The 23,776-nt window shown below is 68.6% G+C and carries 28 protein-coding genes; 12 read left to right on the top strand and 16 right to left on the bottom strand.

Features of this window, described 5'->3' with window-relative positions:
- Positions 1-214: 214 nt before the first annotated feature.
- The 4 genes from ElP_RS16705 to ElP_RS38195 all read right to left on the bottom strand — a co-directional run bounded on the left by ElP_RS16705 (position 215) and on the right by ElP_RS38195 (position 4,113).
- Positions 215-826 carry a hypothetical protein gene (locus ElP_RS16705; protein WP_145271180.1) on the bottom strand — a complete coding sequence of 204 codons (612 nt, stop codon included), beginning with the start codon at positions 824-826 and terminating at the stop codon, positions 215-217.
- A 342-nt stretch (positions 827-1,168) separates the two neighbouring features.
- Positions 1,169-2,722 carry a DUF3843 family protein gene (locus ElP_RS16710; RefSeq protein ID WP_197447053.1) on the bottom strand — a complete coding sequence of 518 codons (1,554 nt, stop codon included), beginning with the start codon at positions 2,720-2,722 and terminating at the stop codon, positions 1,169-1,171.
- Positions 2,723-2,808: 86 nt separating this feature from the next.
- Positions 2,809-3,408 carry a sensor histidine kinase gene (locus ElP_RS38190; protein ID WP_197447054.1) on the bottom strand — a complete coding sequence of 200 codons (600 nt, stop codon included), beginning with the start codon at positions 3,406-3,408 and terminating at the stop codon, positions 2,809-2,811.
- 60 nt (positions 3,409-3,468) lie between these two features.
- Complete coding sequence (locus tag ElP_RS38195; protein WP_261344446.1) at positions 3,469-4,113, bottom strand: PAS domain S-box protein; 645 nt, start codon at positions 4,111-4,113, stop codon at positions 3,469-3,471.
- Here ElP_RS38195 and ElP_RS16720 point away from each other — a divergent pair.
- The 6 genes from ElP_RS16720 to ElP_RS16745 all read left to right on the top strand — a co-directional run bounded on the left by ElP_RS16720 (position 4,090) and on the right by ElP_RS16745 (position 11,523).
- Positions 4,090-6,378, top strand: coding sequence for a phage NrS-1 polymerase family protein (locus tag ElP_RS16720; protein WP_145271184.1), 2,289 nt, complete (start codon positions 4,090-4,092; stop codon positions 6,376-6,378). The two genes, ElP_RS38195 and ElP_RS16720, sit on opposite strands and share 24 nt — an antisense overlap.
- Positions 6,379-6,877: 499 nt before the next feature.
- Positions 6,878-8,176 (top strand): SEC-C metal-binding domain-containing protein, encoded by a 1,299-nt coding sequence (locus ElP_RS40970; RefSeq protein ID WP_315852676.1) that lies wholly within the window; start codon positions 6,878-6,880, stop codon positions 8,174-8,176.
- Between the two features lie 126 nt (positions 8,177-8,302).
- A complete protein-coding gene (locus ElP_RS16730; RefSeq protein ID WP_145271186.1) occupies positions 8,303-8,863 on the top strand; it encodes a hypothetical protein in 561 nt (186 codons plus the stop codon).
- 324 nt (positions 8,864-9,187) lie between these two features.
- Entirely contained in the window at positions 9,188-9,721 is a 534-nt protein-coding gene (locus ElP_RS16735) for a hypothetical protein (RefSeq protein ID WP_197447056.1), read from the top strand.
- 294 nt (positions 9,722-10,015) lie between these two features.
- A complete protein-coding gene (locus tag ElP_RS16740; protein ID WP_197447057.1) occupies positions 10,016-10,843 on the top strand; it encodes an alpha/beta fold hydrolase in 828 nt (275 codons plus the stop codon).
- Positions 10,844-10,941: 98 nt separating this feature from the next.
- Positions 10,942-11,523, top strand: a complete 582-nt coding sequence (locus ElP_RS16745) for a DNA-3-methyladenine glycosylase I (RefSeq protein WP_145271190.1) — start codon at positions 10,942-10,944, stop codon at positions 11,521-11,523.
- Positions 11,524-11,584: 61 nt separating this feature from the next.
- On the opposite strand, the gene ElP_RS16750 is transcribed toward ElP_RS16745, so the two are convergent.
- The gene (locus ElP_RS16750; protein WP_145271192.1) at positions 11,585-12,397 is read right to left on the bottom strand and encodes a dienelactone hydrolase family protein; all 813 of its coding nucleotides are present in this window, start codon (positions 12,395-12,397) and stop codon (positions 11,585-11,587) included.
- Between the two features lie 225 nt (positions 12,398-12,622).
- A complete protein-coding gene (locus ElP_RS16755; protein WP_145271194.1) occupies positions 12,623-13,291 on the bottom strand; it encodes a 3-keto-disaccharide hydrolase in 669 nt (222 codons plus the stop codon).
- A gap of 201 nt (positions 13,292-13,492) precedes the next feature.
- On the opposite strand from ElP_RS16755, the gene ElP_RS16760 reads away from it, so the two are divergent.
- On the top strand, positions 13,493-14,557 hold the full coding sequence (locus ElP_RS16760; RefSeq protein WP_145271196.1) for a hypothetical protein: 1,065 nt from the start codon (positions 13,493-13,495) through the stop codon (positions 14,555-14,557).
- An 11-nt stretch (positions 14,558-14,568) separates the two neighbouring features.
- Here the strand turns inward: ElP_RS16760 and trhA are convergent, their stop codons facing one another.
- The gene (gene trhA / locus ElP_RS16765; protein WP_145271198.1) at positions 14,569-15,333 is read right to left on the bottom strand and encodes a PAQR family membrane homeostasis protein TrhA; all 765 of its coding nucleotides are present in this window, start codon (positions 15,331-15,333) and stop codon (positions 14,569-14,571) included.
- Between the two features lie 308 nt (positions 15,334-15,641).
- On the opposite strand from trhA, the gene ElP_RS16770 reads away from it, so the two are divergent.
- Positions 15,642-15,998, top strand: a complete 357-nt coding sequence (locus ElP_RS16770) for an RNA recognition motif domain-containing protein (RefSeq protein WP_145271200.1) — start codon at positions 15,642-15,644, stop codon at positions 15,996-15,998.
- Between the two features lie 118 nt (positions 15,999-16,116).
- Positions 16,117-16,311, top strand: coding sequence for a hypothetical protein (locus ElP_RS16775; RefSeq protein WP_145271202.1), 195 nt, complete (start codon positions 16,117-16,119; stop codon positions 16,309-16,311).
- A gap of 322 nt (positions 16,312-16,633) precedes the next feature.
- Here the strand turns inward: ElP_RS16775 and ElP_RS16780 are convergent, their stop codons facing one another.
- From ElP_RS16780 to ElP_RS16805, 6 genes are all read right to left on the bottom strand, one after another.
- Complete coding sequence (locus tag ElP_RS16780; protein ID WP_231749761.1) at positions 16,634-16,990, bottom strand: gamma carbonic anhydrase family protein; 357 nt, start codon at positions 16,988-16,990, stop codon at positions 16,634-16,636.
- Between the two features lie 189 nt (positions 16,991-17,179).
- Positions 17,180-17,419, bottom strand: a complete 240-nt coding sequence (locus ElP_RS16785) for a tautomerase family protein (protein ID WP_145271204.1) — start codon at positions 17,417-17,419, stop codon at positions 17,180-17,182.
- Between the two features lie 273 nt (positions 17,420-17,692).
- Positions 17,693-18,241, bottom strand: coding sequence for a formaldehyde-activating enzyme (fae, locus tag ElP_RS16790; protein ID WP_145271206.1), 549 nt, complete (start codon positions 18,239-18,241; stop codon positions 17,693-17,695).
- Entirely contained in the window at positions 18,238-18,432 is a 195-nt protein-coding gene (locus tag ElP_RS16795; RefSeq protein ID WP_145271208.1) for a hypothetical protein, read from the bottom strand. Before ElP_RS16795 ends, fae begins: the two co-directional genes overlap by 4 nt.
- A gap of 86 nt (positions 18,433-18,518) precedes the next feature.
- On the bottom strand, positions 18,519-19,460 hold the full coding sequence (locus ElP_RS38200) for a TraR/DksA C4-type zinc finger protein (protein WP_197447059.1): 942 nt from the start codon (positions 19,458-19,460) through the stop codon (positions 18,519-18,521).
- A 111-nt stretch (positions 19,461-19,571) separates the two neighbouring features.
- The gene (locus ElP_RS16805) at positions 19,572-19,856 is read right to left on the bottom strand and encodes a hypothetical protein (RefSeq protein ID WP_145271209.1); all 285 of its coding nucleotides are present in this window, start codon (positions 19,854-19,856) and stop codon (positions 19,572-19,574) included.
- Positions 19,857-20,131: 275 nt separating this feature from the next.
- Between ElP_RS16805 and ElP_RS16810 the strand changes: the two genes are divergently transcribed.
- Complete coding sequence (locus ElP_RS16810; RefSeq protein WP_145271211.1) at positions 20,132-21,058, top strand: amidohydrolase family protein; 927 nt, start codon at positions 20,132-20,134, stop codon at positions 21,056-21,058.
- A 17-nt stretch (positions 21,059-21,075) separates the two neighbouring features.
- Here the strand turns inward: ElP_RS16810 and ElP_RS16815 are convergent, their stop codons facing one another.
- From ElP_RS16815 to ElP_RS16825, 3 genes are all read right to left on the bottom strand, one after another.
- The gene (locus tag ElP_RS16815; protein WP_197447060.1) at positions 21,076-21,507 is read right to left on the bottom strand and encodes an SMI1/KNR4 family protein; all 432 of its coding nucleotides are present in this window, start codon (positions 21,505-21,507) and stop codon (positions 21,076-21,078) included.
- A gap of 119 nt (positions 21,508-21,626) precedes the next feature.
- Entirely contained in the window at positions 21,627-22,328 is a 702-nt protein-coding gene (locus tag ElP_RS16820; protein WP_145271215.1) for a hypothetical protein, read from the bottom strand.
- Positions 22,325-22,669 carry a PadR family transcriptional regulator gene (locus ElP_RS16825; RefSeq protein WP_145271217.1) on the bottom strand — a complete coding sequence of 115 codons (345 nt, stop codon included), beginning with the start codon at positions 22,667-22,669 and terminating at the stop codon, positions 22,325-22,327. The genes ElP_RS16820 and ElP_RS16825 overlap by 4 nt, the downstream gene beginning before the upstream one ends.
- Before the next feature lie 469 nt (positions 22,670-23,138).
- On the opposite strand from ElP_RS16825, the gene ElP_RS16830 reads away from it, so the two are divergent.
- Both ElP_RS16830 and ElP_RS16835 read left to right on the top strand, forming a co-directional pair.
- Complete coding sequence (locus tag ElP_RS16830; RefSeq protein WP_145271219.1) at positions 23,139-23,510, top strand: DUF1257 domain-containing protein; 372 nt, start codon at positions 23,139-23,141, stop codon at positions 23,508-23,510.
- Positions 23,507-23,704: a DUF2997 domain-containing protein gene (locus tag ElP_RS16835; protein WP_145271221.1), complete on the top strand. Its 198-nt coding sequence runs from the start codon at positions 23,507-23,509 to the stop codon at positions 23,702-23,704. The genes ElP_RS16830 and ElP_RS16835 overlap by 4 nt, the downstream gene beginning before the upstream one ends.
- The last annotated feature ends 72 nt before the right edge of the window (positions 23,705-23,776 follow it).

Raw genomic sequence — 23,776 nt, forward strand, 5'->3', positions numbered from 1 at the left:
GGCGGGTCTGGGGCCGATGGTAGCCTGTCGACCATGCCGATTCCATTGCGATGGCCCTCGACCGATCTCACGGGGTAGGAACGAGGCCAGGACCCGCCAAGTTTCCCGGCGACACCCCAAGTTGCCACCGTGAGACCCCATCCAGGGTTCGTGCCTCACGGTCGTCCGATTCCGGAGTCGCCACGGGCAACGTCGGACGGCCTCCTCCCGGCCCTCATCGGTCAGTCTCTCCAGGTTCCACGAGGTCGGGCTTACCCGGCAACAACCGGAGGAAGACCTCGTGGTCCCGATAGCCGCCTTCGAGCCAGAGATAGGGGCTCTCGGCCTCATCGACACAGGACGCATACCAGCCCAGGCCATCAATGCGGTCGAAGAGGGATCGCAGAATTTCGATGTCCCAGGCCAGACCCCGTGATCGGGCAGGCCCATCAATCGTTCGATCGACTGCATCCGCCGGCAGCGGATAGACGCTGATCTCCCAGAATCCGCCCTCCTCCCGATACCGGACTCCGAGCTTGCCGGTCACTGGATCGGTCAGCAGGCCCGACGAGACGGCCTCAACGAATCCCGCCAGCCATCCGGCATCCTCGGGGGGCTCCGATCCCGACGCCCCGAAGAAGAAACGGCGGCCCACTTCACGACGGCGGGCATAGCTTTTGGGGTCGGTGCGGAAGCGCCGGGCCATCTCGCTTTCACCGTGCTCCTCCAGCAACTCCGCAACGATCCGATCCGAGGCCCGGCGACTCTCCCGCCGATTCATCATCGCCACGCCGTCGGCCCGTTCGGATTCCGCAGCGATGGCAAGCTCCTCGATGGCCCAGGACACCAGGAAGTCGCCGCTCTCGGCAGCGAAGGAGCCGGAATCCCGGATCGCCTGGCAAACCAGCAGGCGATCTCCCCATGTGGATTCTGGCCCGAGCCGGAGCCAGGGCTTGAACTAAGGGGGGGGCTCCGGCAAGGGTCCGGCGATCTCGGTCAGTTTGGAGTCAATGACGGGGTGCAGGTGCAGGCATTTCCGGTCCCTGATGCTCATGGCTTGTTGCTGGCCTTTCGAACAAGTGGATGGCAACGACCTCCCCGCAACAGGACCCGATGAAGTGTTCAGGAGGCCCATCGCCGACATCATCCACTTCGCTCCCACCCGATTGGGCCATCGGGCCTGGGTCCATCACTCCACCAGCGTCAGGGTCGGATACCTCGGTCGGTAGAACCGCCCCTTGTACCGCCGCAGCAGGTAGTCCAGGGCGTAGCCCTCCCGGTGCTTGAACAGCAGGAATGCCGCCTTGATCGACTCCTCCCCGTGCTGCTCGGCCAGCCGCCGCACGAACCCCGGGCTGATGGAATCGCTCAGGACCCATCCCCTGATGGCTTCCGCCTCGTCGGGTTCCAGGTCCACGCCCCGCTTCGCCAGCCCCGAGAGCACTTCGTCGAAGCCCTCCACGATCTCCTGTCCTTCGTCGGGGTTGAAGTAGACCCCGATGCCGCCCTCGGCCTCCAGCAGGTCCGGCGGCAGGCTGAAGCTGGGTGCGTACTCCGTCATCCCGTGCCGCTTCAGCAGCGCTTTTTGCTTGGCGGGCGGCAACGCCTCGAACTTCTCCTTCGCCGCCTTCTGCCAGTCGGCGGCCATCGCCAGCCCGTCGGGGTAGACCACCCAGTCCTTGCCGTGGCGGGCCACGAACTCCTCGTAGTGCTCGCGCACCATGGCCCGCGCCTTCGCCAGGTCCTCCGGGCTGTAGCGGTAGTAGATGGTCGGCAGCTTGCGATAGCCCTCCTTCAGCCCGTCGATCTCCTTGGCGCTCAACGTCTTGAAGGTCTTCTGCTGCCCGGACCAGTACCATTCCCCGCCCCAGGGGACCAGGCTGCCGAGGACGTAGCTGCCCCGGGGGAACGGGTTCCGCTCCAGGTTCATGCGGACGTGGTAGGTGCCGCCGCTGATCAGGTTCCGGACCTCGATCCGGTCCTTGTTGCCCGAGCGCACCTCGAAGACGGCGTTGTGCCGCTCGGACCAGGAGAGCAGGTCGGCGCGCCGTTCCGGGGGCAGGTCGAGCACGTCGGCGAGGATGTCCAGCGCCCCCAGCCCCGACCATTCGGTGCATTGCTGGCAGATGAAGTCGTCCATGATGCCGATGTCCGTGGGCTCGGCACCCTGCTCCTCGGCGTAGCGCTGGAAGGCGTAGCGGAAGAGGTACGACCGGGTGCTCAGCCAGACCAGCTTCCGCTTGACCTCCCAGCCGTACTCGTTGGGCGTCCCGAGGAACTGCGTCACGGCCGAGTCCGTCGGCAGGTCGGCGAACCGTTCCCCCAGGAACCCGGCGACGACCTCGGCCATGCGGACCAGATCGACGTGCTCGGGGGCGATGATCAGGTCGGGGATGGCCTGCGGGTAGAGGACCCAGAGGAGGTGCCGGACCCGGGCCGGCGTGATCGCGCCCGGCGGGGCATCGACCTCCGGCTCCGTGAGGAAGGGCAGCGGCGTGCCGAAGAACTCCCGGTTGTGCCGCTCCAGGCTACTCCAGATGCCGACCTGGCAGTGGATGTCCTCGGCGAACTCGACCAGGCTCGCCGCCAGCGCCTTGAGGACCGGCCTGGGCAACCCCAGCGTGTCGTGGGCAAAGTCCTTCTGGGCCCCGACCATCGCCCTCACCAGGCCGTCGTGGATGCGGGAGAGGTGGCCGTCCAGGGTTCCTCGGCGGCCTTCGGGTCGGTGGAGCAGCTTGGCCATTCGTCTCTCTTTCTGATCCCATGCCGCCTGGGAATCCGCCGAGTGCGGGGGCATCCGACGGGCATACCGGGTGTTCGCCCGGAAGTTCAAGTACGCTTGTATTTGCTCATTGGGATCGCCCGGTTCGGTGGCGGGACCGCCCCCCGGGGTGCCGAGGGCAGGGAGACGGTGAAGCGCGTCCCCTGACCCGGGACCGACTCGACGGCGATCTCGCCGCCGTGCTCCCGCACGATCCCATAGCTGATGCTCAGCCCCAGCCCCGTCCCCTTGCCGACCGGCTTGGTCGTGAAGAACGGGTCGAACACCTTGTCCCGGATGGCCGGGTCGATGCCGTGGCCGGTGTCGATGACATGAATCTCCACGCCCCCGGCGACGGCCCGGGTCCGCAGGGTAATCTTGCCCCCATCGGGACAGGCATCCAGGGCGTTGGTCAGCAGGTTGAGCAGGACTTGGTTGACCTTGCCCGGATCGCAGGTGATCGGCGGCAACGGGGCCAGGTCCAGCGCCACCTCCACCCCCTGCTGCTCGGCACGACCGGCGATGATGTTCACGGTCGAGCGCAGGCAGTCGTTCGGGTCGATCTCGCACAGCCCCCCCGAATCCAATCGGGCGAAGTCCCGGAGGTCCTTGACGATCCCCTGAATCCGCTTGAGCCCCTCCCCGGAGCGGTCGATCAGCCCCTCCACGTTCTCCAGGATGTAGGAGAGGTCGATCCGATCGGCCTGTTCCCTGATGCGGGCCAGGGCTTAGGGGCACCGCTCGGCGACCATGGCCTCGGCCCCCTGATACAGCCGCAGCAATTCGCGCAGGTCGCCGAAGTCGCGCCGGAGCACGGCGATGTTGTTGCTGATGTAGGCCAGGGGGTTGTTGATCTCGTGGGCGACCCCGGCCACCATCTGGCCCAGCGCCGTGAGCTTCTCGGCCTGCACCAACTGGACCTCGGCCTGCTTCAGCGCCTCGTGGGCCTGACGCTCCGAGCGGGCGACCTCCTGCAAGCGGAGGTTCTGGGTCCGCAGTTGGTCCTCGGCCCGCTTCCGGTCGGTGATGTCGTGCGCCACGGCGACGATCAGTCCCTCGTGGAGGAACGGGGTCGAGTTCCACAGAATCCACTTGTACGACTCGTCCTTGCAGCGGTACCGGTTCTCGAAGGCGATGGTGTCGTCGCCCGACGAGAGCCTCCGGACCTCGGCCAGGGTCGCCTCACGGTCCTCGGGATTGACGAAGCCCAGGAACGGCTCGGCCAGCAGTTCCTCGACCGTGAAGCCCAGCGTGCGTTGCCAGGCCGGGTTCAGCCGCTTGAAATAGCCGTCGAACCCGGCGATGCAGAGCATGTCGAGCGAGAGCCGGAAGAAGCGGTCCAGTTCCTCATGGGCGCGCTTCCGCTCGGCGATGTCCCGGAAGACGCAGACGACGACAGCGTCCTGCCAGACGGCTCGACCAAGCCCTGGGCAGCAGCGTTGCTCCGGACGCTCGACTGCTACGCCGAGTATAGCCCCAGCGGCACGGGACTGAAGGCGTTCTTCCTCGGCTCCTTGGAGGGATTGCTGGGGGCGTTCCCCTGGGTCGGCGACGTGGCCAAGCTCCGCAAGAAGAAGGCGTACCACGACGGGGCGGTCGAGTTCTACGGCGAGGGGACGGCCCGGTTCTTCACCGTCACCGGGCAGCGCTGGGAGGGCTCCTCCGATGATGTCGGCGACCGGCAGGAGGCGTTCACCGAGGTCTACGGGCTCGTCTTCGCCGAGGAACTGGAGGCTGCCCGTCGGCGGGTCGAGCGACAGACCGAAGATGCCGATCCGGTCTCCCCCGCATTCTCCCCGCCCGATGACCTCGACGTGGACGACCAAGAACTCCTGGAGGCTGCGTTCGCCGCCGCCAACGGGTCAGTGATCAAGGCCCTCTGGGAGGGCCGGTGGGAGGGGACGTACGCCTCGCACAGCGATGCCGACCTCGCCCTGCTGGGCTTCCTGGCCTTCTGGACCGGCCCCCGACCCGATCGGCTCGATCGGCTGTTCCGGGCCTCCGGGCTCTGCGTCGGGGACCGCCTGGCCAAGTGGGAACGCCTCGGGGAGGCGACCATCGCCAAGGTCCTCGGGGCCCAGCAGGCGTCCTACGACTGGGAAGCCCACCGGGGACGAGAGTCCCGAAACCGTGCCGAGCAGGAGCGGCAACGCCGGCTGGAGGAGATGTTCCGGGGCGATGTCCCCCCGGAAGTCCACGGCCACGAGCGGATCGGCCCCGAGCCGGAGGACGGCCCGGACGGCGACCGAACGGGGTCGCAGGCGAGTCCCCCCGCCGACCCGCTCCTCGACCAACTCCGGGCCTGGAAGGTCCCGGTCGCCCGGGTGCGTGTGAAGGACGGCTGGACCAACTATCTCCTCGACCACTGCCTCTTCGACCGGACTCACCCGACGGCCCGCTTCTACCGCCACGAGGACGGGGCCAGCGGCTACAGGTGCGAGGCGTGCGGCAAGAAGTCGCTGGCGGCGATCCGGGGGCACCTCGAAGGCAACGGCTCCCCGTCGGCACGACAAGGCATCGCCCCGGAGCAGCGCAGGCGGCTGATCATCGAGTCCTGCCTCGACTGGGATCGCTTCGACGGCCTGGCCGCCGAGGCCGCCGTCCGCTACGCCGCCGCGCCCTGGATCGCCATGGGCCAGGAGGGCGTCCTGGTCGGCCCGCCCAAGGCCGGCAAGACCACCCTCTGCGCCGACCTGGGCACCGCCCTGCTGACCGGGACCCGCTGGCTCGGCAGCGTCCCGACCCGGCGGATGAACCTGCTGGTCCTCGACTACGAGAACCCGGTCCCGTACATCCACGACAAGCTGCGTAGGTCGATGGCGGCACGGGGCGGCGACTGGGCCGAGGCCAACGGCCTGTTCCACTACTTCGACCCCCGCCGCATCCGGGAACTGCTGGCGCCGCTGACCTACGACGACATGATGGCCCTGATCGAGCACGCCGCCCGGGGCTCGGGGTGCGACGAGGGCCTGGTGCTGATCGACACGGCCCGGCCCGCCTTCAACGGCCTGTTCGAGGACGACGCGAACTGGGAGAACAACAGTGCCCAGGTCCGCAAGGCGTTGGAAGGCCCGATGCGGGCGGCCCGGCGCTCGGGCTGGGCGGTCCTGGTGATCCACCACACGAACAAGGCGGGCAAGATCGCCGGCAACCAGGACTGGCTGGGGGCGGTGGACTACATGATCGGGTACGAGCGGGAGTTGGGGGCCCCGCTCTCGACGATCCGGTTCTTCGGGCGGCCGATCGGCGAGCCGCCCGCGCCGCTCCAGTACACGCTGCGGGGCGGCCTGCTGGTGGACGCGAGTCTCAAGACGGACGAGGAGCGGCTGGAGGACCTCTTGGCCCGGGATGGGTCATCGGCCCCGGATCGGCACGCGACCTGGATCGACCAGGCCCGGCACCTGCTGCCGGTAGGCCGGGAGAACGCCGTGAAGGCCGGGGCCTTCGCCCAGCAGCTTCAGGGGTCGCTCAAGGATGCCGAGGGCCGTGCGATCAGCCGGACGGAGGCACGGAGCCTGGTGGACGAGATGCTCGATCGCAGGTATTGCGACTCGGAGCCGGAGCGGAACTGGGTCTGGCTGTGGCTGGAGCCGGGGCAGTATGCCGCCGAGAACCGACAGGCCGACCTCGCCGGATGAGCTTGCCGAGGCCCTACGGCGAGGTGAGCTTGCGGAGAGCTTGCCGAGGTCCTTGGCAAGCTCCAAACGCTGTAATTACAAGACCTTGAAGCTCGCCGAACCTGCCGTGCTGACGACCCCCGCCCCCATATAATGGGGGCGGGGGCCACGGCAAGCTCTGCGGCGAGGTCAGGAGGAGAATGATATCGCAAATACTCTCCCCCCTGTGATCGAGGTCTTGATCGAGGGATTCCGCACCCGCCGGGTCGCCCCGGCCAACGAGCCGCTCGACGGCTTTAACCAGTAGGTCGATGGCCTGCCTTACCCGTGCAAGCATCTCTCGGGTCACGCCGAGTCGGTCTCCGGGAGGCACGCCCCGGCAGGGGCGAGGCCGAACGGAGGGCCGACCTCAGTAGTTGCCGCAGGCAACCGATGGATTCATGGACATGGCCGGGGGGAATGGGGCTGAAGGACTCCTCCCCCGATCGAGGGACCGGATCGGCACGAAAGGAGGCGCCCCTTGCTGACTCCAGACCGGATCAAGCCCTTCTTGCTGCACGAGGACCCCGAGGTCCGTGAGGCCGCCGTCGCCTACTTCGGCGACTGCTGGTCCCGGGACCCCGATATCGTGCCGATGGTCCTCGAAGCCTGCGACCGCTTCGGCACCGAGGGCGACGTTCGGGCGCTCTCGCTCGGCCACCGCTTCGCCCTGACCGAAGAGACGCTCGATGTCGTCCTGGGCCACCTCGCTCGGGCCAGAGACCCGGGCTCGATCCGCCACCTCAACCGGGTGATCGTTCAGGCACCCGGCGACTTGCTGGCCGCCAGGGAGGCGGTGATCCAGGGCAATCCCCACTTCGATCGGGCCCTGGTCCCCCGCCTGCAACGCCGCCGTGACCTGGCGTCCTGGACCGGGGAGAAGCTCTGGGAGGAACTCCGGGACTTCGCCCGCCGCTCCGAGGACAAGCACCATGTCGGGGAGATCGACCTTGCCTACGCCGACGACCTGATCGACGCCCTGGCCCCCCGGGACGTGCCCGACGGCGACACCATCTACCGGCTGCTGAAGTCCCTGGAGCCGGAGGAGGGCTGGCTCGAAATCTTCCTGGTCGATCTGGCCGGGACGAGGCGGCTCCGGGAGGCGGTGCCCGTATTGGTGGACAAGTTCCGCATCGACACCGACTACCTGCTGGAATGCAGCCAGGAGGCGCTGGGCCTCATCGGCGACCCCGAGGCATCCCGGCTGATCCGGTCGGCCCTGCCGGGTGCCGACTTCCACTTCAAGCTCTATGCGGCGACCGTCCTGGGCAAGATCAAGCACCCGGACTCGGAGGAGGCGATCCTCGCCCTGCTGGAGGCCGAGGAGGACCCGACGATCCGCACGAGCCTGTGCCGGGGGCTCTGCCGGCTGTTCTCGGGGCGGGGCGTCGAGGTGGTACGGCGGGAGATTGCCGGGGGCTACGACACCTGGTACGCCAGCCTGGAGGAGGCGTTGCTGCCGGTCGTCAAGGTGTTAGGGATCGAGTTGCCGGAGGCCGAGCAGTGGGAGGAGGAGCGGGCGCGGAAGCGTCGGATGCAGGAGGAGCAGCGTGCCGAGATGGCGGAACTGGATCGGCGGTATCGAGCCCTGAAGGCCCGGGGGATCGACCCGTTCGCCCGGCTGAAAGGGGCCATGGCCAAGGCCGAGGAGCCGGTGGAGCCCAGGCCGAGCGTGACGGCACCGATTCAGCGAGCCGAGCGGCGGGTGGGCCGCAACGACCCCTGCCCCTGCGGCAGCGGCAAGAAGTTCAAGAAGTGCTGCGGTCGGGCGTCGGGATGAACCGACCGGATGACCCGTGCGAACATCAGCGGAGTCCCGTCGAGTCGAGGTCGAACGGACACCGACCTCAGTTGTTTCTGGGTAGAATCGGATCAAGCCCATGAGGCCCGCAGGCAAGGCCCGACCATGCCCGTGACCCACGTCAACCGCCGCCGGGACACCTACTATCTGCACGCCGGCACGACCCGGACCGGCAAGCCAGGGTACTGGTTCTCCAAGAGCGCCGAGGGCGATCTGGTCGAGGCGATCCCAGAGGACTACGAAATCTACGAGAACCCCGACGCCCAGGTGTTCCTGCGGAAGGTGCAGCCGCAGGTCATCACGCCGTTCGAGGTCGCCGTGGTCGAGCGCGGCCTGAAGCGGTACGCACCCGATCAGAACTGCATGGTCGATGTCCGGGGGGAGGACATCGTCGTCTACCATGCCGAGCGGGTGACGTTCGACATGGACCTCCCGTTCTTCGGAGTGCGGGAGTTGCCGCCCAGCTACCGGAACTACATGAAGGTGATGCGGTTCACCCTGATCGACGAGGACGAGCGGACGTTCCGGGTGCAGCGGTGGTGCTTCCGGGGCTCGATCGACGGCTGGATCGACCTCTGGTCGTCGGGGGGCAGCGGGCCGCTGGCCGATCTGGTCGAGCGATACCTCCCGCACATCGGCAAGGAGTCGTTCTACGAGTTGATATGAGCGGGCCGGGGTGGACGAGCCCGGGGCGGCTTCAGGGATCGACGCCATGGCATCGAGCACCACCATCCTGCCGTGCCCGGGTTGTCGGCGGCGCCTGCGGGTGCCGACGGGCCGGGGGACCTGATCCTGACATGCCCACGGAGCCGGGCGCGGTGGGACTGCTCACCCCCACCCGGCGACGAGCCCCGGAGCCGGCTGACCCGAAGGCGGCGGTTGCCAAGCTGGATGGCCCGATCGGTGTGCGGATTCGAGGCCGAGAGCCGGGGGATCGGTCACATGAATGGTGCCGGGACGGGACTCGATGGGCCCTCGCGCCCCCTCGACTTGGCGGGCCTCCTGATCACCCGCGTCCTCGCCGGCGGCCTGCTCGGTGCGGCGACGAACGCCGTGAACGGGGCCGTCAGCCCGACCTACTTCGTCACGATCATGGGCTGGCAGGGCGTCGAGGATGTCTGGCGCGCCAGCATCGCCCAGGACATCTTCGAGGGCCTGCTCTCCGGCGTCTTCTTCTCCCTGGTGTTCACGGTCGGCGTCGGCATCGTCACGAGGGCGGCCTGCCCCTATGGGTTCGCCCTCAAGCACCTGCTCGGCATCGTCGGGGCGGCCCTCATCTGCTGGGCCCTGGGCGGGCTCGCCGCCGTCGGCCTGGCCTCGCTGAGCCCGGAGTTCTACCGGCATGCGTTCATCGGGGTCCCAGGGGATGATCCTGCGATGCTCCGGTATGCCTGGGTCGGGGGCTCGATCTGGGGGGCCCAGTTGGGCGGCCTGGTCTCTGTACTCGTCGGCCTCGTGGTCTTCCGGGCGAATTGGCTCCGGCGAGCGTCCAATGACGCCACCCGTGGCAGCCCTGCCGTGTGACCGGGCGGGCGATCGTCGTCCAGTTCCACCCTGACGGCCCGATCCCCCGGTCGATACAGAGGATGGAAGGCATCCAGGCACCTGGACCTCTCCATGGCGTCGTTTCGCTCTGCGTCTTGGCGATGGGAGGGGATCGTCTCCCTGGGGCACCGGTCAAGAGAATCATCGGGCGCCAGTCACCGTCGAGCGAGTCCCCAGGGCTGCCGTCCGCGCAGGTCTCCAAGCAAGGGGAGGTGCCTCCCGGACGACCCGGGGGCGAGCACTCTCCGTCCCCCCAGGACTCCGGAGGCCAGCATGGCGACAGGGGCCGTCTCCCCGACCGACTCATACCGCAGAGGGGCCGTCGATCTGCCCGGCGTGGCCCTGCATTACGTCGAGTGCGGGGCCGGGCCGCACGCCGTCGTCCTGCTGCACGGCTACACCGACTCGTGGCGGTCCTTCCGGTTGACCCTGCCCGGCCTGGCCCCGGCGTGCCGCTGCCTGGCCCTCGACCAGCGCGGGCACGGCCAGTCCCGCTACGACGGGGAGGACCTCTCCCCGGCGGCGTTCGCAGGCGATGTGGTCGCCCTCCTGGACCGGATGGGGATCGCGTCGGCGACCCTGGTCGGCCACTCGATGGGCAGCTTCATCGCCCGGCGGGTCGCCCTGGCGCGGCCCGATCGGGTCGAGCGGCTGGTCCTCGTCGGCTCCGGCCTGCGGGTGGACAACCCGGCGGTCCGGGAGGTCGAGGCCGGCGTGGCGCAGTTCGACGGGTCGGCCTCCCGGCCCTTCGTCGAGGAGTTCCAGTCGTCCTGCGTTTTCGACCTCGGCTCCGTACCGGCACCCTTCTTCGAGGAGTGCGTCGATGCGAGTGCCGGGGTCCCTCCCCGGGTCTGGAGGGCGGCACTCGCCGGGATGCTGGACGACGACGACCGGCACCTCCTGGGGCGGATCGGCCAGCCGACCCTGGTCATCGGCGGCCGGGAGGACGGCATCTTCGGCCGGGAGGAGCAGGAGGAACTGGCCAGGTCGCTGCCGGAAGGCCGCCTGCTGCTCTACGATCGCTGCGGGCACTCGCCGCACTGGGAGCAGCCGGGGCGGTTTGTGGAGGACGTGCTCCGGTTCCTTCGGGAGACCGCCTGACGGCGCCACGGCCCCTGCTTCGGCTCCCGCTGGCGGCCTCGCCCCGGTATCCTTCCCGATGGTATCGCACTGGGCAGATACCACAGAGGTATGATCACATGCACGTGAGCCGCTGCGACTGGGCCAGGAACGACCTGGCGATCCGCTACCACGACGAGGAGTGGGGCGTGCCCACCCACGACGACCGGAGGTGGTTCGAGTTCCTGGTCCTCGAAGGCGCCCAGGCCGGGCTGAGTTGGGACACCATCCTCAAGAAGCGGGATCGTTACCGGGTCGTCTTCGATGGCTTCGCCCCGGAGGTCGTCGCCCGTTACGACGGGGCGAAGATCGATGCCCTGCTCGCCGACCCGGGCATCGTCCGCAACCGCCAGAAGGTCCAAGCCGCCGTCAGGAACGCCGTAGCCTTCCTGAAGGTCCAGGAGGAGTTCGGCAGCTTCGACGACTACATCTGGCGGTTCGCCAGCGGGAGCCCGATCCGCAACGCCTGGCGGTCGATCTCGGAGGTGCCGGCCCGCACCGAGCAGTCCGATGCCCTGAGCAAGGACCTGAAGCGGCGGGGGTTCACCTTCGTCGGCACGACGATCTGCTACGCCCTGATGCAGGCCACCGGCCTGGTCAACGACCACCTCGTCGGCTGCTTCCGGCACGCCGAGGTCGTCGGCCATCCGTCTGGCCGGTGACCGGATGGTGAATCCCCCGGTCCGATCACCGGCTTGAACTTCGCTGTCGCAAGTCTGATGCTCAGAGCTTGCCGAGCAGTTCCTTCCAGCGCTCCCAAGCCTGTTCACGGGCACGCCGGTTGGCCTCGTCGGCATCCGGCATGGCCCCGGCTCGGACGAAGCCGTGCCCGGCCCCCTCGTAGACCACCGGCTCGTAGACCTTGCCGGCCGCCTCCATCGCCTGCTTGACCTCCGGCACCTGGCCGGTGATCCGGAAGTCGTCGCCGCCGTAGAAGCCGTAGACCGGAGAACCGATCTCCTTCATGGCCTCTTTCTCCGGGGCGGTGCCGTAGAAGACGAACGTGGCGGCCACCTCGGGTTTGTCCGTGGCATGGCGGAACGCCTGCCCGCCGCCCCAGCAGAAGCCGGCCACGGCCACCTTGTCCGTCGTGGCCTCCAGCGAGCGGCCATAGGCCACCACGGCGTCCAGGTCGGCGGTCACTTGCTCGGGGGGAAGTTGGTAGATGCCCTCCCGGGCCGCATCGCCGGACGCGAAACTGTCGGTGTCGCCGTCGTTCGGGCCGGTCTGGCTCAGGAGGTCGGGGGCGATGGCGACGTAGCCGGACTCGGCAAGCTCGTCGGCCACGCCCCGCTCGAAGTCGGTCAGGCCCCGGTTCTCGTGGATGACGACCACGGCGGGCACCGGGCGATCGACCTCCGGGTAGACGACCAGGGCGCGGACCGAGCGGCCCGCCTCGGTGTCGATGCGGACGAACTCGTGGTGGCGGGGCGACTGCTCCAGGCGTTCCCGGTTCGGGTCGGCCTCCTGGGCGGCGGCCGGGCCGGCGAGGAGCATGCAGGTCAGGGCGGGAAGCAGGATGGGGGATCGGGGCATGGCTGTCGTCTCCCTAGGGAACCGTCTCGTATCCGGCCGGTGACGATCCGGCGATTCCACCAACGACCGTGATCGCCCGTGGACGGACGTCGAAGCACGAATCCATCGGCCTGCCCGTGTGCAGGCCACGAACCGAACCAAGGTCGCCTGCTCGGAGCAGTGGAAGTTCGATGCATCAGGCGGTGAGGCGATCTGTTCGATCGAATGCCGCCCGCTGACGCCCCGTCAATCGAGCCGCTTCACCTGGATGTTCCGGACCGAGAAGGGCTGCCCGTGGTCCTGGATCGCGATCCGGCCCTCGTCGGCGAGTTCCTTGTCGGCGGGCTTCTTCTCCTCCAGGTCGAAGTCCTGGACGAGCGTGCCGTTGAGCAGGACCTTCAGCCAGGTGCCGACGAGTTCGACGGTCATCTGGTTCCACTCGCCCGGCTCTAGGCTGGCGTTCTCCAGCGGGGGCGAGGTGCCGATGACGCCGCCCATGTCGTGATTGGTCAGGGGCGTGTCCTGCCCGTAGTTGTCCAATATCTGGACCTCCCAGCCGTGGGCGGTGGCATCGGACTCGTCGCTGATCCGGAAGTAGAGGCCGGAGTTGCCGCCCTCCTCGTACTTGAAGTCGAGATCGACCACGAAGTCCTTGTATTCGCCGGGCAGCCACAGGTAGGAGCCGTAGCGTTCCCACCCCTCCTCACCCGGGCGGGGGACGAGGACGAGCGAGCCGTCCTCACGAATCTTCCAGTTCCCCTCGGTCTCGATCTCGTCGAGGTCGCTGCCGTCGTAGATGACCTGGAACCCCTCGGCGGGGAACTCGGGGTGGGTCGGTCCCCGATCGGCCTCGTCGGCGAGGACGGGGCCGGACACGAGCGCGGAGAGAAGAAGGGAGAGGCTGAGCGGCTTCATGGGGGGCGGCCTTTCGGGTTCTCGAAGCGGAGTTCGCCGTCTCGGGGCAGTATGCAGGTCGGAGTTTGGTGGGACAAGACCCCCGGACCGTCACGGCCGGGGCGACCGATCGGGGTGAGGGCGTGGTCCCGGGGCGGGATGCCGTCGCACCACGAGGCCCGTGAGGAGGGGCCGAGGCCGGGGACCCCGGAGGATGACAGGATGAAGCTCTCGGAGATCGTGCCGTGGGGGCGGTCCTTCGACGAATACGCCCTGATGTTCTCCCTCTCGGGCGTGGACCTCCCGGGTCGGACCCTCGGCTGCGGCGACGGCCCGGCCAGCTTCAACGCCGAGGCCACGGCGGCGGGCCACGCCGTCGTCTCCTGCGACCCGATCTACGCCCTCCCGGCGGGCGCCATCCGTCTCCGGGTGGAGCAGACCTACGAGGCCATCATCGGCCAGGTGAGGCGGCAGCCCGAGCGCCACATCTGGGACCGCTTCCATGATCCCGACGACCTGGGCCGACATCGCCTCACGGCGATGGGCCGCTTCCTCGACGACTTCGGGCGCCGTCGGGGGTCGGGGCGCTACCTCGCCGCCGCCCTGCCGAGGCTGCCGTTCGCCGACGGCTCGTTCCGGCTGGCCCTCGTCTCCCACCTCCTGTTCCTGTACGGGGAGGGCGAGGGGCTGGGCGGGGCGACCCATGTCGCCTCGGCGTTGGAGTTGATGCGCGTGGCCGGGGAGGTCCGCATCTTCCCGCTGCTGGGCCTGGACGGCCGCCTGTCGCCGCACATCGCCCCCGTCCGCTCGGCCCTGGAGGCGGCGGGAGGCCGACACGGCGTCGGTCGCCGGCCCCAGGGCGATGATCCAGAGCGGGTCCTCCGGCGTGCCGGCCATGGCTCGCTCGACGAGGAAATCGACGCCCTCGGACTCCGTGGGGATGCTGCCGTATTGGAGCGGGTGGGACCCGAGCTTGACGGGATACGTCCCCGCCATGCCGGCCTTCTCCATCACGGCCTCGATCTCCCGGGCCGAGCGTTCGATGCCCTCCGGCCCCCCCTTGTCGCCGTAATGGGCGGCGACGAAGCCCTCGATCTCGAACCGCTCGGGACTCAGCAGGGCCAGGGCGACGGCGTACTGGTCGTCCACCTCGTTGGCGCAGTCGGCGTCGATGACCACCCGGATCGACTCGCCCGGCGGCAGGATCGTCGGCACCCGGCGGTCCTGGGCGGGGGCCAAGTTCGTGGCGAGGGTCATGCCGAGGGCCAGAGTCAACACGATCAATGATCTGGGCGATCTCATCGGCTGGGCTCCGGGGCCTGAGTCAGGTGTCGGTGAGCCGGTGTGGCGGGGCAAGCGGATGCCGAGGTCGTGACCCCGGCACCCAGATCATGCGAGACTCCCCGAGGACCCGGCCCGGACGGCACGACCAGCGTCAGGACCAGATGGAAGTGGGCCAGGCTGCCGGCGATCACGAACAGGTGGAACAACTCGTGGGCCCCGAAGTGCCCCGGCCATAGCACCGGCCAGCCGAGCAGGTTGAGCACCGCCCCCACGCTGTAGGACAGGCCGCCGATGACCAGCGGTCGCAGGGCGCGGTGCGACACGACCCGGGCGAGTTCGACATAGCAGATGATGCCGCCCCAGCCCATCCCCAGGTACAGCCCGGTGGCCAGCGGGATCGGCATCCGCAGCCCCAGGGCCAGCAGCGCCGAGGTGCCGGCGGCGACGGCCCAGACGCTCGCCAGGGTGCCCCAGCGCCAGCGGCCCCGCATCAGGCCCCAGGCCAGCGGCGTGTAGGTACCGGCGATCAGCAGGAAGATGCCGATGTGGTCCAGGCGGCCCCAGACGGCGAGCCGATCCGCCGGCAGGTCGATGCCGTGGTTGAGGGTGCTGGCGGCATAGCAGAAGGCCAGGCACAGGCCGTAGATCGTCAGGGCCAGCCGCCGGGCCGGGTCGCCGCCGCTGCGCCGCCAGAGCAGCAGGAGGCCGAGCACCGCCAGCACGAATCCGGCGCCGTGGGTCCAGGTGCTCGCCGGCTCGCGCGGGTCGAAGAAGTCCATGGGGCCTCGACGGGATGGGGCGGATGATCGGGATCGCAGGGCGAGGCGCTCATGCAAGGTCGGGGCCGGGATGCGGCCGACCCGGTGACGCCCCTGATGGCCGAACTTCGTATCGCCCCCGCCTGCCCCCGGTTATACTGGCCCCCGGTTGGTCTGACGACCGAGCAAGCTGAAGTAGGCCCGTCCACGACACCTGCTGCCGCCTTCCTCCCTCGCCGTTCCCGCCGATCGGGCTCGCCCTTGAGCCCCGTTCCCCCCGGCCCGGGACGAATCGCAGGGCCGGCATGTTCGCGTCCAGGAGAGCAGCGGTGGGCAAGAAGCTATACGTCGGCAACCTGACCTACGGGGTCAGCAGTTCGGACCTGGAGCAGTTGTTCTCGCAGTTCGGCACCGTGCAGAGCGCCCAGGTGATCGAAGACCGGGAGACGGGCCGCAGCAAGGGCTTCGGCTTCGTGGAGATGGACACCGAGGCCCAGGCCCAGGCCGCCATCGACGGCCTCAACGACCGGGAGCACGACGGGCGTCGGCTGACGGTCAACGAGGCCAAGCCCCGTGAGGATCGTGGCGGTGGCGGTGGCGGCGGCTACGGCGGTGGGCGTGGCCGAGGGGGTGGCGGCGGCTACGGCGGCGGCGGCGGTTATGGGGGCGGTGGCGGGCGATATTGATCACCCCCCTGGTCGATGACCATCGGGGAGCCCGCTCGTTCGGGCTCCTCGATCCCTCCGGCGGTTGCCTTTGGAATGGCTTCCTCGGTGACCTCGATCCCATCCACCGGGAGGCCCGATGTATCCGAAGCACGTCCCCACGCCGATCTCGACCCGGGCACGCTGCCCGGTCTGCCGGCAACCCGTCTACTCCCGGGCCGGCATCCACCCGCAGTGCGCGGAGCGTCAGGCCGAGCCGCCCAGGACTAAGGTCAAGGCGGCGAAAGCATCCGAGCCGCCCGCACCGGAATCCGTCGGTGTCGAGGCCATCTGAGCCGCCCCCGGTCCCGCTCGCTCGGTCATCCGTCAGGCTGCCGACTCGGGGCGGTGACCTGATGCCAGGGGCCCAGGTGGCAACCCGTCGCCATCGGGCCCCGCGCAAGAAAGAAGGCGGGCCGCCGCCTGCGGACACCGCCTGTTGGTGGTCAGGTCGTGAAGGGGCCTACGGGCAAGGTATCGCCTCCTTTCGACGCATCGACCGTGGGCCGCCCCGGCTCAGCCCTCGGGAGCGGCCCAACTGAATGCTATGACCCGGGTCCCGGGCGCGTCAATGGGGTCAGTTGTCGACGGGGGGCGGCCCATCATCCCGGGGCGAATCAGCCCTTCATCGTCGGAGGTGCGATCGGGAAGTCGCCGTCCCGATGCCGCCGGGCCTCCTCCACGTAATGCCGCCAGGCGTGGTCGATCCGCCCTCGCATCGCCTCGTCGACCTGCCGAACGACCTTGCCGGGCACGCCCAGAACCAGGGAGTCGGGAGGGACCTCCGTCCCCTCGGTCAGCATCGCCCCCGCTCCGACGACCGAGCCGCTGCCGACCCGGACGCCGTTGAGCAGGATCGCCCCCATCCCGATCAGGCAGTCGTCCTCGACGATGCAGCCGTGGAGGATGGCCCGGTGCCCCACCGTGACCCGACGCCCGATGACGCAGGGGACGCCCGGGTCGGCGTGGACCATCGAGAGGTCCTGGACGTTGGTCCCCTCGCCGACCTCGATCCGCTCGGTGTCGCCCCGGATGACCGAGTTGTACCAGACGCTCGCATCCCGGCCGAGGTGAACGTCCCCGAGGACGACGGCCCGGCGGCGATGAAGGCGGATGGGTCGATCATGCGACGGCCCCGCTCCCCTGTCCCGACACGCGCTCGATCAGGAGCCGGGCCCGGAGGGCGCCTTCCCGGCGGCGATCTCCCGGACATCCGCCGTCGTGAGCGCCTTGCCGCCGATGCCCCAACTGCCGCTCTTGACCTCCTCGACGATGACCGAGGTGACGGCGCGCATGTTCTCCCCCTCGATGGAGACCATGGCGTCGGTGAGCTTGCGGATCATCTCCTGCTTCTGGGCCTCCGTGAAGACGCCCTCGATAACCTTCACCTGGACCAGTGGCATGGTGCATGCTCCTCGGCTACGCCCGGTGGACCCGATGCCATCACGGGCTCGGAAATGACCTGCTGCCCCGCCCCAGAAGTTACACCGTCGGACGGATAGAAGTCGAATAGAAATACGAGTCGAGGAACGCGACATACAGGCCGACGTGAGTGATTCTGTCTCCAAGAACGACGACCCGGTGGACGCCCTCCAGGGGCGCTTGATCCCCCGCCGATGCAAGGTCGGTCAGGGGGACGGACGTGGCCACGGCTGCGGCCAGGAGGAACGAGCCCCTCAGAGTTCCCCGTCGAGCCCGAGCTTGTGGTAGTAGTGCTCCACCTTGTCCTGGTTCTCCAGCAGCCAATCAATGCTCGGCTCGTGCCGCATCGCCTTGCGGATGACCTTGGCGGTCGCCTCCCGGTGGACCCGGAACAACGCCTCGTGGTCCAGGGACGCCACCTCGGTCACCGCCGGGTCCAGCCAGGCCGAGTAGATGATGCCCAGGTCGTTGGCCTTGTCCCTGGGGATGTCGCCGGCCCGGACGGCATCGAGCACCCCGTTGGCGACGGCCGCCTGGACGGTGCCCATCAGGATGTTGGTGTACTTGGCGTCCTTGACCGTCACCTTGGAGACCATCACGGTCACCGGTCGGACCTGCACGTCGCTGTTGAGGATGGCGAAGACCTTGGTGTGCCCCTTGACCTGATCGCCGATGAGGTTGGCCAGGGCGTGCCCGACCGGGCCGTCGAGTTCGCCGATGACGACCTCCGGCTCGGCGGCCAGGTGGTCCTCATCGCCCTCAACCAGGGCCTCGCCCGTCCGCAGGATGATCCGCTCGCTCATGTCGCCTCCTCGGTCTCGCTCGGGTAGTCCTCGTGTCGGGGACGATGGTAGAGGACTCCGTGGGCCTTGGATAGCCCGCCGGGAAGCCGGGCCATGCCCAGCCGTTCCAGGACCCGGATCGAGCCGTGGTTCGGCGGGTCGGTCCCCTCACATCGGGAATCCGACGACCGGATGGCGAGGTTGCCGGTCATCGGGTCGCCCCCCCGGGCCGAGGAATCGCTCGCCCAGGCCCTCCTGCAAGGCGCCCCGCACGCACCGGACGTGGATCGGGAATCAATCAACTTTTGTCCACATAACGGCACTCCGGGAAGCGGCTGCACCCGAGGAAATAGCCGGTGATCGAGGGGTCACGCGCCGTGCGCCAGACCATGGGAGCGCTGAGCCCGTGGCTCGCGCAACGTGGGCACTCGTAATTCGTGACCCGGGGGTTCGACGGCTCGGATTCCCTGCCAAGCTGACAGTCCACGCAGAGGTCCGCTCCCGGGATCGCCTCCAGCCGCTCGGGGGGGATGGTTCGCCCGCACCGCGCACAGGGCCGGACCGGGATGCTGGATTCGATCGTGTCCCGGTCCGTCTCTTCGCCGGGTCGTGCGACCAGGGTTGACGTTTCGGGAGACCGGTCACATTGCGGGCTGCTGTGGGGGGTAACCGCATCCCCCTGGGCCGGCGTGGCGAGCCGCACGGGGATCGGATTCTCAGGGCCGTCCGTCTCGGGCTTGAGCTTCCCGAGTCGCATCAGTCGGCTGCGGATGGCACCGTCCGTACGACCATGGGCCTTCGCCAATTCACGGACCGGACGGCCTGCGTCGAATGCGTCGACCAACTCATCGTCCTCGACGCGACTCCAGGGCTTCCCCGCCTTCGGCGGCGGCTGGAGGTCTCGATGATTACGACCTGATCCTTCGCTGGATGGGATGGCAGCGCCGGAGGGCAGGAGCAAGGCCATCTGTTCCATGATTTGCCGGGCGTATACCTCGATCTCGATGAAGCTGGCCTCGCTGACCTCCTCGCCGGAGGCCAACGTCCGGACGGGGACGTACTTGCCCAGGAGGCGCTCATCCAACTCGGGTTCGGCATCCAAGGCCAGCTTGCGGAGGGTGTTGTAGTCTCGTGCGAAGTGGCCTCGGGGTGTCAGGGCGCGGGCTCCCCGTGGCATGCCCTCCAGGGCATCGACAAACGCCTTTGCCTTGGCGTGGACGCGAGCAACGATCTCGGCCAATTCACATCCCGGGCGTGTCGCCCGACCCCCTCACCATATCGCCGTGCCGACGTGCTGGCTCAAGCGACCGGTCTGCATCAATGTCGACTGATCCCTTGCCGGCCGCCGTTATCAGAATTCCGCCAATGCCCTGACCCCGAGATAGATGACCGCCAGGACGGCCGCGCAACCGAGGCTGACCAGAACGAGGTCGAACTTCCGGATGCGTGGAGACCATGGGGCCGAGGCCCCTCGAAGGATCACCAGGAGAAGGGCCACGCCGATCCCGCCATAGATCACCAGAGCGACCACACCTTGGATCGAGCGATTCTCCACGATCTCGACCAACCCTGCCGTCGCTAGGAAAGCGACGATCAGGCCCACCAAGAGGATCGGAAGGAGCAGGAGATATCGCATCGAGGCCAGGAGTTGCTCCCCTCCAAGGGTCGCAGAGGGTCGTACCCGGGAGGTTGGGCGAGCATTCGCTCCCCCGAGGGCCAATGCGGTCCCCTGGGTATGCTGTGTTGAACAGATACGCAGAACCGATCTCTTCTACGGGGATTCCATCATAGCCAATGCTCCCATGCAAGTCCCCGGGGCATGGCTCGTCCGCTTCTGCCTGGTAAGCTAGGCAGATCGCTTCAGGTCAGGGCTCCGACCCGACCGGCAATCTCGTCGCCCAGGACCACGCCATGCACCGCCGCCAATTCCTCCGGGCCGCTGCCGCATCCCCGCTCCTGGCCTCGTCCGGGCTCGTCCGGGCCGTGGAAGACGACGATCGCCCGCCCGTGGTCGACACGCACCTGCACTGCTTCGCCGGACCGGACGACCCCCGCTTCCCCTACCATCCCGACGGACCGTATCAGCCGGAGATGCCGGCCCCGCCCGAGCGCCTGCTGCGGCTCATGGCCGAGGCGGGCGTGGACTACGCCGTCGTCGTCCACCCCGAGCCCTACCAGGACGACCACCGCTACCTGGAGCACTGCGTCGACGTGGGAGGGGAGAAGCTCAAGGGCACCTGCCTGTTCTTCGCCGACGAGCCCGGCTCGATCGACCGGATGACCGCACTGGTCAGGCGCCGGGAGGGGCAGATCGTCGCCGCCCGCATCCACGCCTACGCCCCCGACCGGCTGCCGCCCTTCGGCACCCCGGAGCTTCGGGCCCTCTGGGAGCAGATCGGCGAGTTGGGCCTTGCGGTGCAGCTTCACTTCGAGCCCCGCTACGCCCCCGGCTTCGAGCCGCTGATCGAGGCGTTCCCCGGGACGACGGTGATCATCGACCACCTGGGGCGGCCCTTCCAGGGCACGCCGGAGGAGCACGCCGTCGTGGTCGGCTGGTCCCGGTTCCCCAACACCATCATGAAGCTCTCGTCGCTTCCGGAGCGGGGCCAGTATCCCCACCGGGACATCGCCCCGGTGAACAGGTCGCTGACCGACGCCTACGGCCCCGACCGGCTGATCTACGGCGGCGGCTTCAACGCCGAGGCGACCCCGGAGTCGTATCGGGCCTACCGTGAGCGGCTGCGGTCGTACCTGACGCACCTGACCGCCGAGCAACAGGCGAAGGTCCTGGGCGGGAATGCGGCGAGGTTGTTCGGCTTCGGGGCAGGAGGCTATTGAAGGGCGCAGATGACAGATCAGCCATCGTCCTGCTCCGCTGACCGATTCCACTCCTCGAACCAGAGGCACAGGTTGTCCCGGAACTCGGGCAGCGACCCGGCGACCACCTGGAGCCGGCCGTCCTCGTGGCTCCAGCGGTAGACCGTCTCTTCCCCACTGAGCCGGTCGATCAGGTAGTAGTTCTGGTCGGCTTCGTTGCCGATGACCAGATAATCGTCCGGCCAGGGGATGTCGTCGAAGAACGTGCCCGGCTCCTGATCTCGCACGAACCGGTTGAACTCGATGACCCGCCCGGGGTCGTCGGCGAAGTCCCACTCGGTCACCGGGTCGTGCCACGCCGGCTGCCTGTCCAGGAGCCATCGGGGATACTCGACCATGAACCGGCGGTAGGACGCCGGCAGCGGGAAGCCGAGGGCGTGTTCGATGCGGTCGAGGTCGGCTTCCGTCATCTGCTCCCACCTATCGAAGAAGCCTCGTGGATCGGCCCGCCGGGCAAGAGCCAGGGCTCGTGAGAAAGTCATCGGAGAGGCGATTCAGGTTGGTGTCGGAAGGCAAGGGACAGGCTACCCTACGCCGATTCCTTCTGGGCCAAGCAGAGGGTGCTCATCATCCCGAGCAGCAGCAAAGCGATGCTCAGGGCGCTGACCAGGAGCAGCACCAGGACGATCCCGGCGGGGCTGAGCCCGAGTGCCGGGAGGGCGCGGAAGCCGCCGATCAGCAGGCCGACGCCGCCAAGGTAGCAGGCGAACTCGGCCCGGCGGCGGCGCAGGGGGACCTTGCTCAACCGGTTGACCCCGTGGCGGATGATGAGCCCCATCGTCAGGAAGATCAGGCCCGCCACGATCGCCAGGCCGATCCCCAGGAGGACCTCGGCACGGCCGCCGTGGTTCCGCAGCAGGGCCAGGGTCGCCAGGGGGACGATGGCGACCCCGGCGAGCGAGCAGGCCACCAGGGCAACCCGGGCGTCGAACGTCTCGGTGCCCAGGCGAAGGCCGAGCAGGGAGCGGATCGTCGTCTTCTTGAGCATCTGGACCTCCTGAGTGGCGCGCATCCGGAGCAACGGAGGGACGGAGCCGAGGGCCTGCCGCCAGAGCCACCACGCCGCCCGCCTCGGCCCCACCTGCGGGCGGATGAAGTCGTCGTATTCCTCGATCAGGTCGCCCAGGAACGCTTCTCGGCACTCCTCCGGGGCGACCAGCCGGACCAGGCAGCGGACGGCTCTCCATGAGCCGGCCGGGTCGTCCGGGGGCCGTTGGTCGGTGCCGGTCATGCCATGCCCCCGATCGGCTGGCCGGCGCCCCCCAGCCCCTCCCGCATCCGCTCGATGACCTGGAGGGTGTGCCGGAGTGCTTCCAGGCCAGGCGGCTCGACCTTGAAGAAGCGTTTGGCTCGCCCCCGGCGTTCCACAGTAGGGTCGCCGGAGCGGGACGAGACGTAGCCCTTGGCCTCCAGGCGGTCGAGGGTGGCGTAGACGGCCCCCAGCGAGGCCGACCGCCCGGCTTGTTGCTCGATCTCCCGCCGGACGGTCATGCCGTAGGCGTCCTCACCCAGCCGCAGCAGGGCCAGCAGGACCAGTTGCTCGAATGTCCCCAGCAGGTCGTCAGCGGGCATCGTCCCCTCCCATCATTCTACATTGTAGAAAAGTAGGGGCGGCGGGATCAAGGGGCCGGCGTGGGACCGAGGACCATGGTGGTCCGGCGATGTGGTCCCGGCGGGGCCAGGTGTTGCAAACGCAACCCCTGGCGGGCTTCGTTTGGCAGGCCACGAACTTGTCAATCTGACAAGTTGCCCGGTAGGGCTATCGCCTTCGCCGGCCGGTCGGGGGCTTGCACGCCCGGAACACGTTCGCCGGGGCACCCCTCGGGGCGAGGGCGCCTTGGGGAATTCCCCGACCTGATCCAGCCGTCGGTTCCGAGGACGGAACAGCCGGAGATTCCCAGAGCCGAGATCGAGGCCCGCAGAGTACGCGAACCATTTCCTCCCAGAACTCATCTCGAACGACCCTCTCCGGAGGCTAACTCGTATCCGGACACTGCCCCCCAGCGGATGACGAGCACCAGCAACCCGGGGGCTACCAACAGTGAGCCACATCGTCACCATCAAGACCGAGGTCCGGGACGCCGAGGCGGTCAGGGCCGCCTGCAAGCGGTTGGGCCTCGACGAGCCGGTCCAGGGGACCATCCGACTCTTCTCCGGCGAGTCCACCGGCCTGCTCATCAGGCTGCCCGGCTGGCACTACCACGCCGTCGTGGACCTCGGCACCGGTCAGATCGACTACGACAACTACGAAGGCCAGTGGGGCGAGCAGCGACACCTGGACGCCTTCCTCCAGGCGTACGCCCTGGAGAAGGCCAAGATCGAGGCCCGCAAGCTGGGACACTCCGTCCACGAGCAGCCCCTCCCCGACGGGTCCATCAAGCTGGTGATCCAGGTCGCCGGAGGTGTCTCGTGAGCAAGGTCATCGAGATCACCGTCGGCCCCAAGGGCGAGACCAGGGTCGAGACCAAGGGGTTCAGCGGGGGCGAGTGTCGCATCGCCAGCCAGTACGTCGAGCAGGCCCTCGGCCGGCGCACCGCCGAGCAGATGACCGCCGAGTTCTACCAAGGCCAGCAGCAGGCCAGCCAGGGCCTCCGGCAGTCGGGTTAATCATCTCCGGGCCGTGGTGCCCGTCCACGGCCCCCTCTCTCCTGCTGACACCTCTGATCATTTGGAGCAAGC

This window comes from Tautonia plasticadhaerens, assembly GCF_007752535.1.
Classification (GTDB): Bacteria; Planctomycetota; Planctomycetia; order Isosphaerales; family Isosphaeraceae; genus Tautonia; species Tautonia plasticadhaerens.

Bases quoted from the DNA above. Each gene is read 5' to 3' on its own strand.
- ElP_RS16780 (WP_231749761.1), bottom strand. From the start codon at position 16,990: ATGGTCCACGCCGACCCGGGCGTCCCCTGCGTCATCGGGCGTCGGGTC.
- ElP_RS16805 (WP_145271209.1), bottom strand. From the start codon at position 19,856: ATGCGATATCTCCTGCTCCTTCCGATCCTCTTGGTGGGCCTGATCGTC.
- ElP_RS16755 (WP_145271194.1), bottom strand. From the start codon at position 13,291: ATGAAGCCGCTCAGCCTCTCCCTTCTTCTCTCCGCGCTCGTGTCCGGC.
- ElP_RS16775 (WP_145271202.1), top strand. From the start codon at position 16,117: ATGTATCCGAAGCACGTCCCCACGCCGATCTCGACCCGGGCACGCTGC.
- fae (WP_145271206.1), bottom strand. From the start codon at position 18,241: ATGAGCGAGCGGATCATCCTGCGGACGGGCGAGGCCCTGGTTGAGGGC.
- ElP_RS16825 (WP_145271217.1), bottom strand. From the start codon at position 22,669: ATGCCCGCTGACGACCTGCTGGGGACATTCGAGCAACTGGTCCTGCTG.
- ElP_RS16740 (WP_197447057.1), top strand. From the start codon at position 10,016: ATGGCGACAGGGGCCGTCTCCCCGACCGACTCATACCGCAGAGGGGCC.
- ElP_RS16730 (WP_145271186.1), top strand. From the start codon at position 8,303: ATGCCCGTGACCCACGTCAACCGCCGCCGGGACACCTACTATCTGCAC.
- ElP_RS16750 (WP_145271192.1), bottom strand. From the start codon at position 12,397: ATGCCCCGATCCCCCATCCTGCTTCCCGCCCTGACCTGCATGCTCCTC.
- ElP_RS16710 (WP_197447053.1), bottom strand. From the start codon at position 2,722: ATGGCCAAGCTGCTCCACCGACCCGAAGGCCGCCGAGGAACCCTGGAC.
- ElP_RS16810 (WP_145271211.1), top strand. From the start codon at position 20,132: ATGCACCGCCGCCAATTCCTCCGGGCCGCTGCCGCATCCCCGCTCCTG.
- trhA (WP_145271198.1), bottom strand. From the start codon at position 15,333: ATGGACTTCTTCGACCCGCGCGAGCCGGCGAGCACCTGGACCCACGGC.
- ElP_RS16745 (WP_145271190.1), top strand. From the start codon at position 10,942: ATGCACGTGAGCCGCTGCGACTGGGCCAGGAACGACCTGGCGATCCGC.
- ElP_RS16815 (WP_197447060.1), bottom strand. From the start codon at position 21,507: ATGACGGAAGCCGACCTCGACCGCATCGAACACGCCCTCGGCTTCCCG.
- ElP_RS16760 (WP_145271196.1), top strand. From the start codon at position 13,493: ATGAAGCTCTCGGAGATCGTGCCGTGGGGGCGGTCCTTCGACGAATAC.
- ElP_RS16720 (WP_145271184.1), top strand. From the start codon at position 4,090: ATGGGCGCGCTTCCGCTCGGCGATGTCCCGGAAGACGCAGACGACGAC.
- ElP_RS16785 (WP_145271204.1), bottom strand. From the start codon at position 17,419: ATGCCACTGGTCCAGGTGAAGGTTATCGAGGGCGTCTTCACGGAGGCC.
- ElP_RS16795 (WP_145271208.1), bottom strand. From the start codon at position 18,432: ATGACCGGCAACCTCGCCATCCGGTCGTCGGATTCCCGATGTGAGGGG.
- ElP_RS16820 (WP_145271215.1), bottom strand. From the start codon at position 22,328: ATGACCGGCACCGACCAACGGCCCCCGGACGACCCGGCCGGCTCATGG.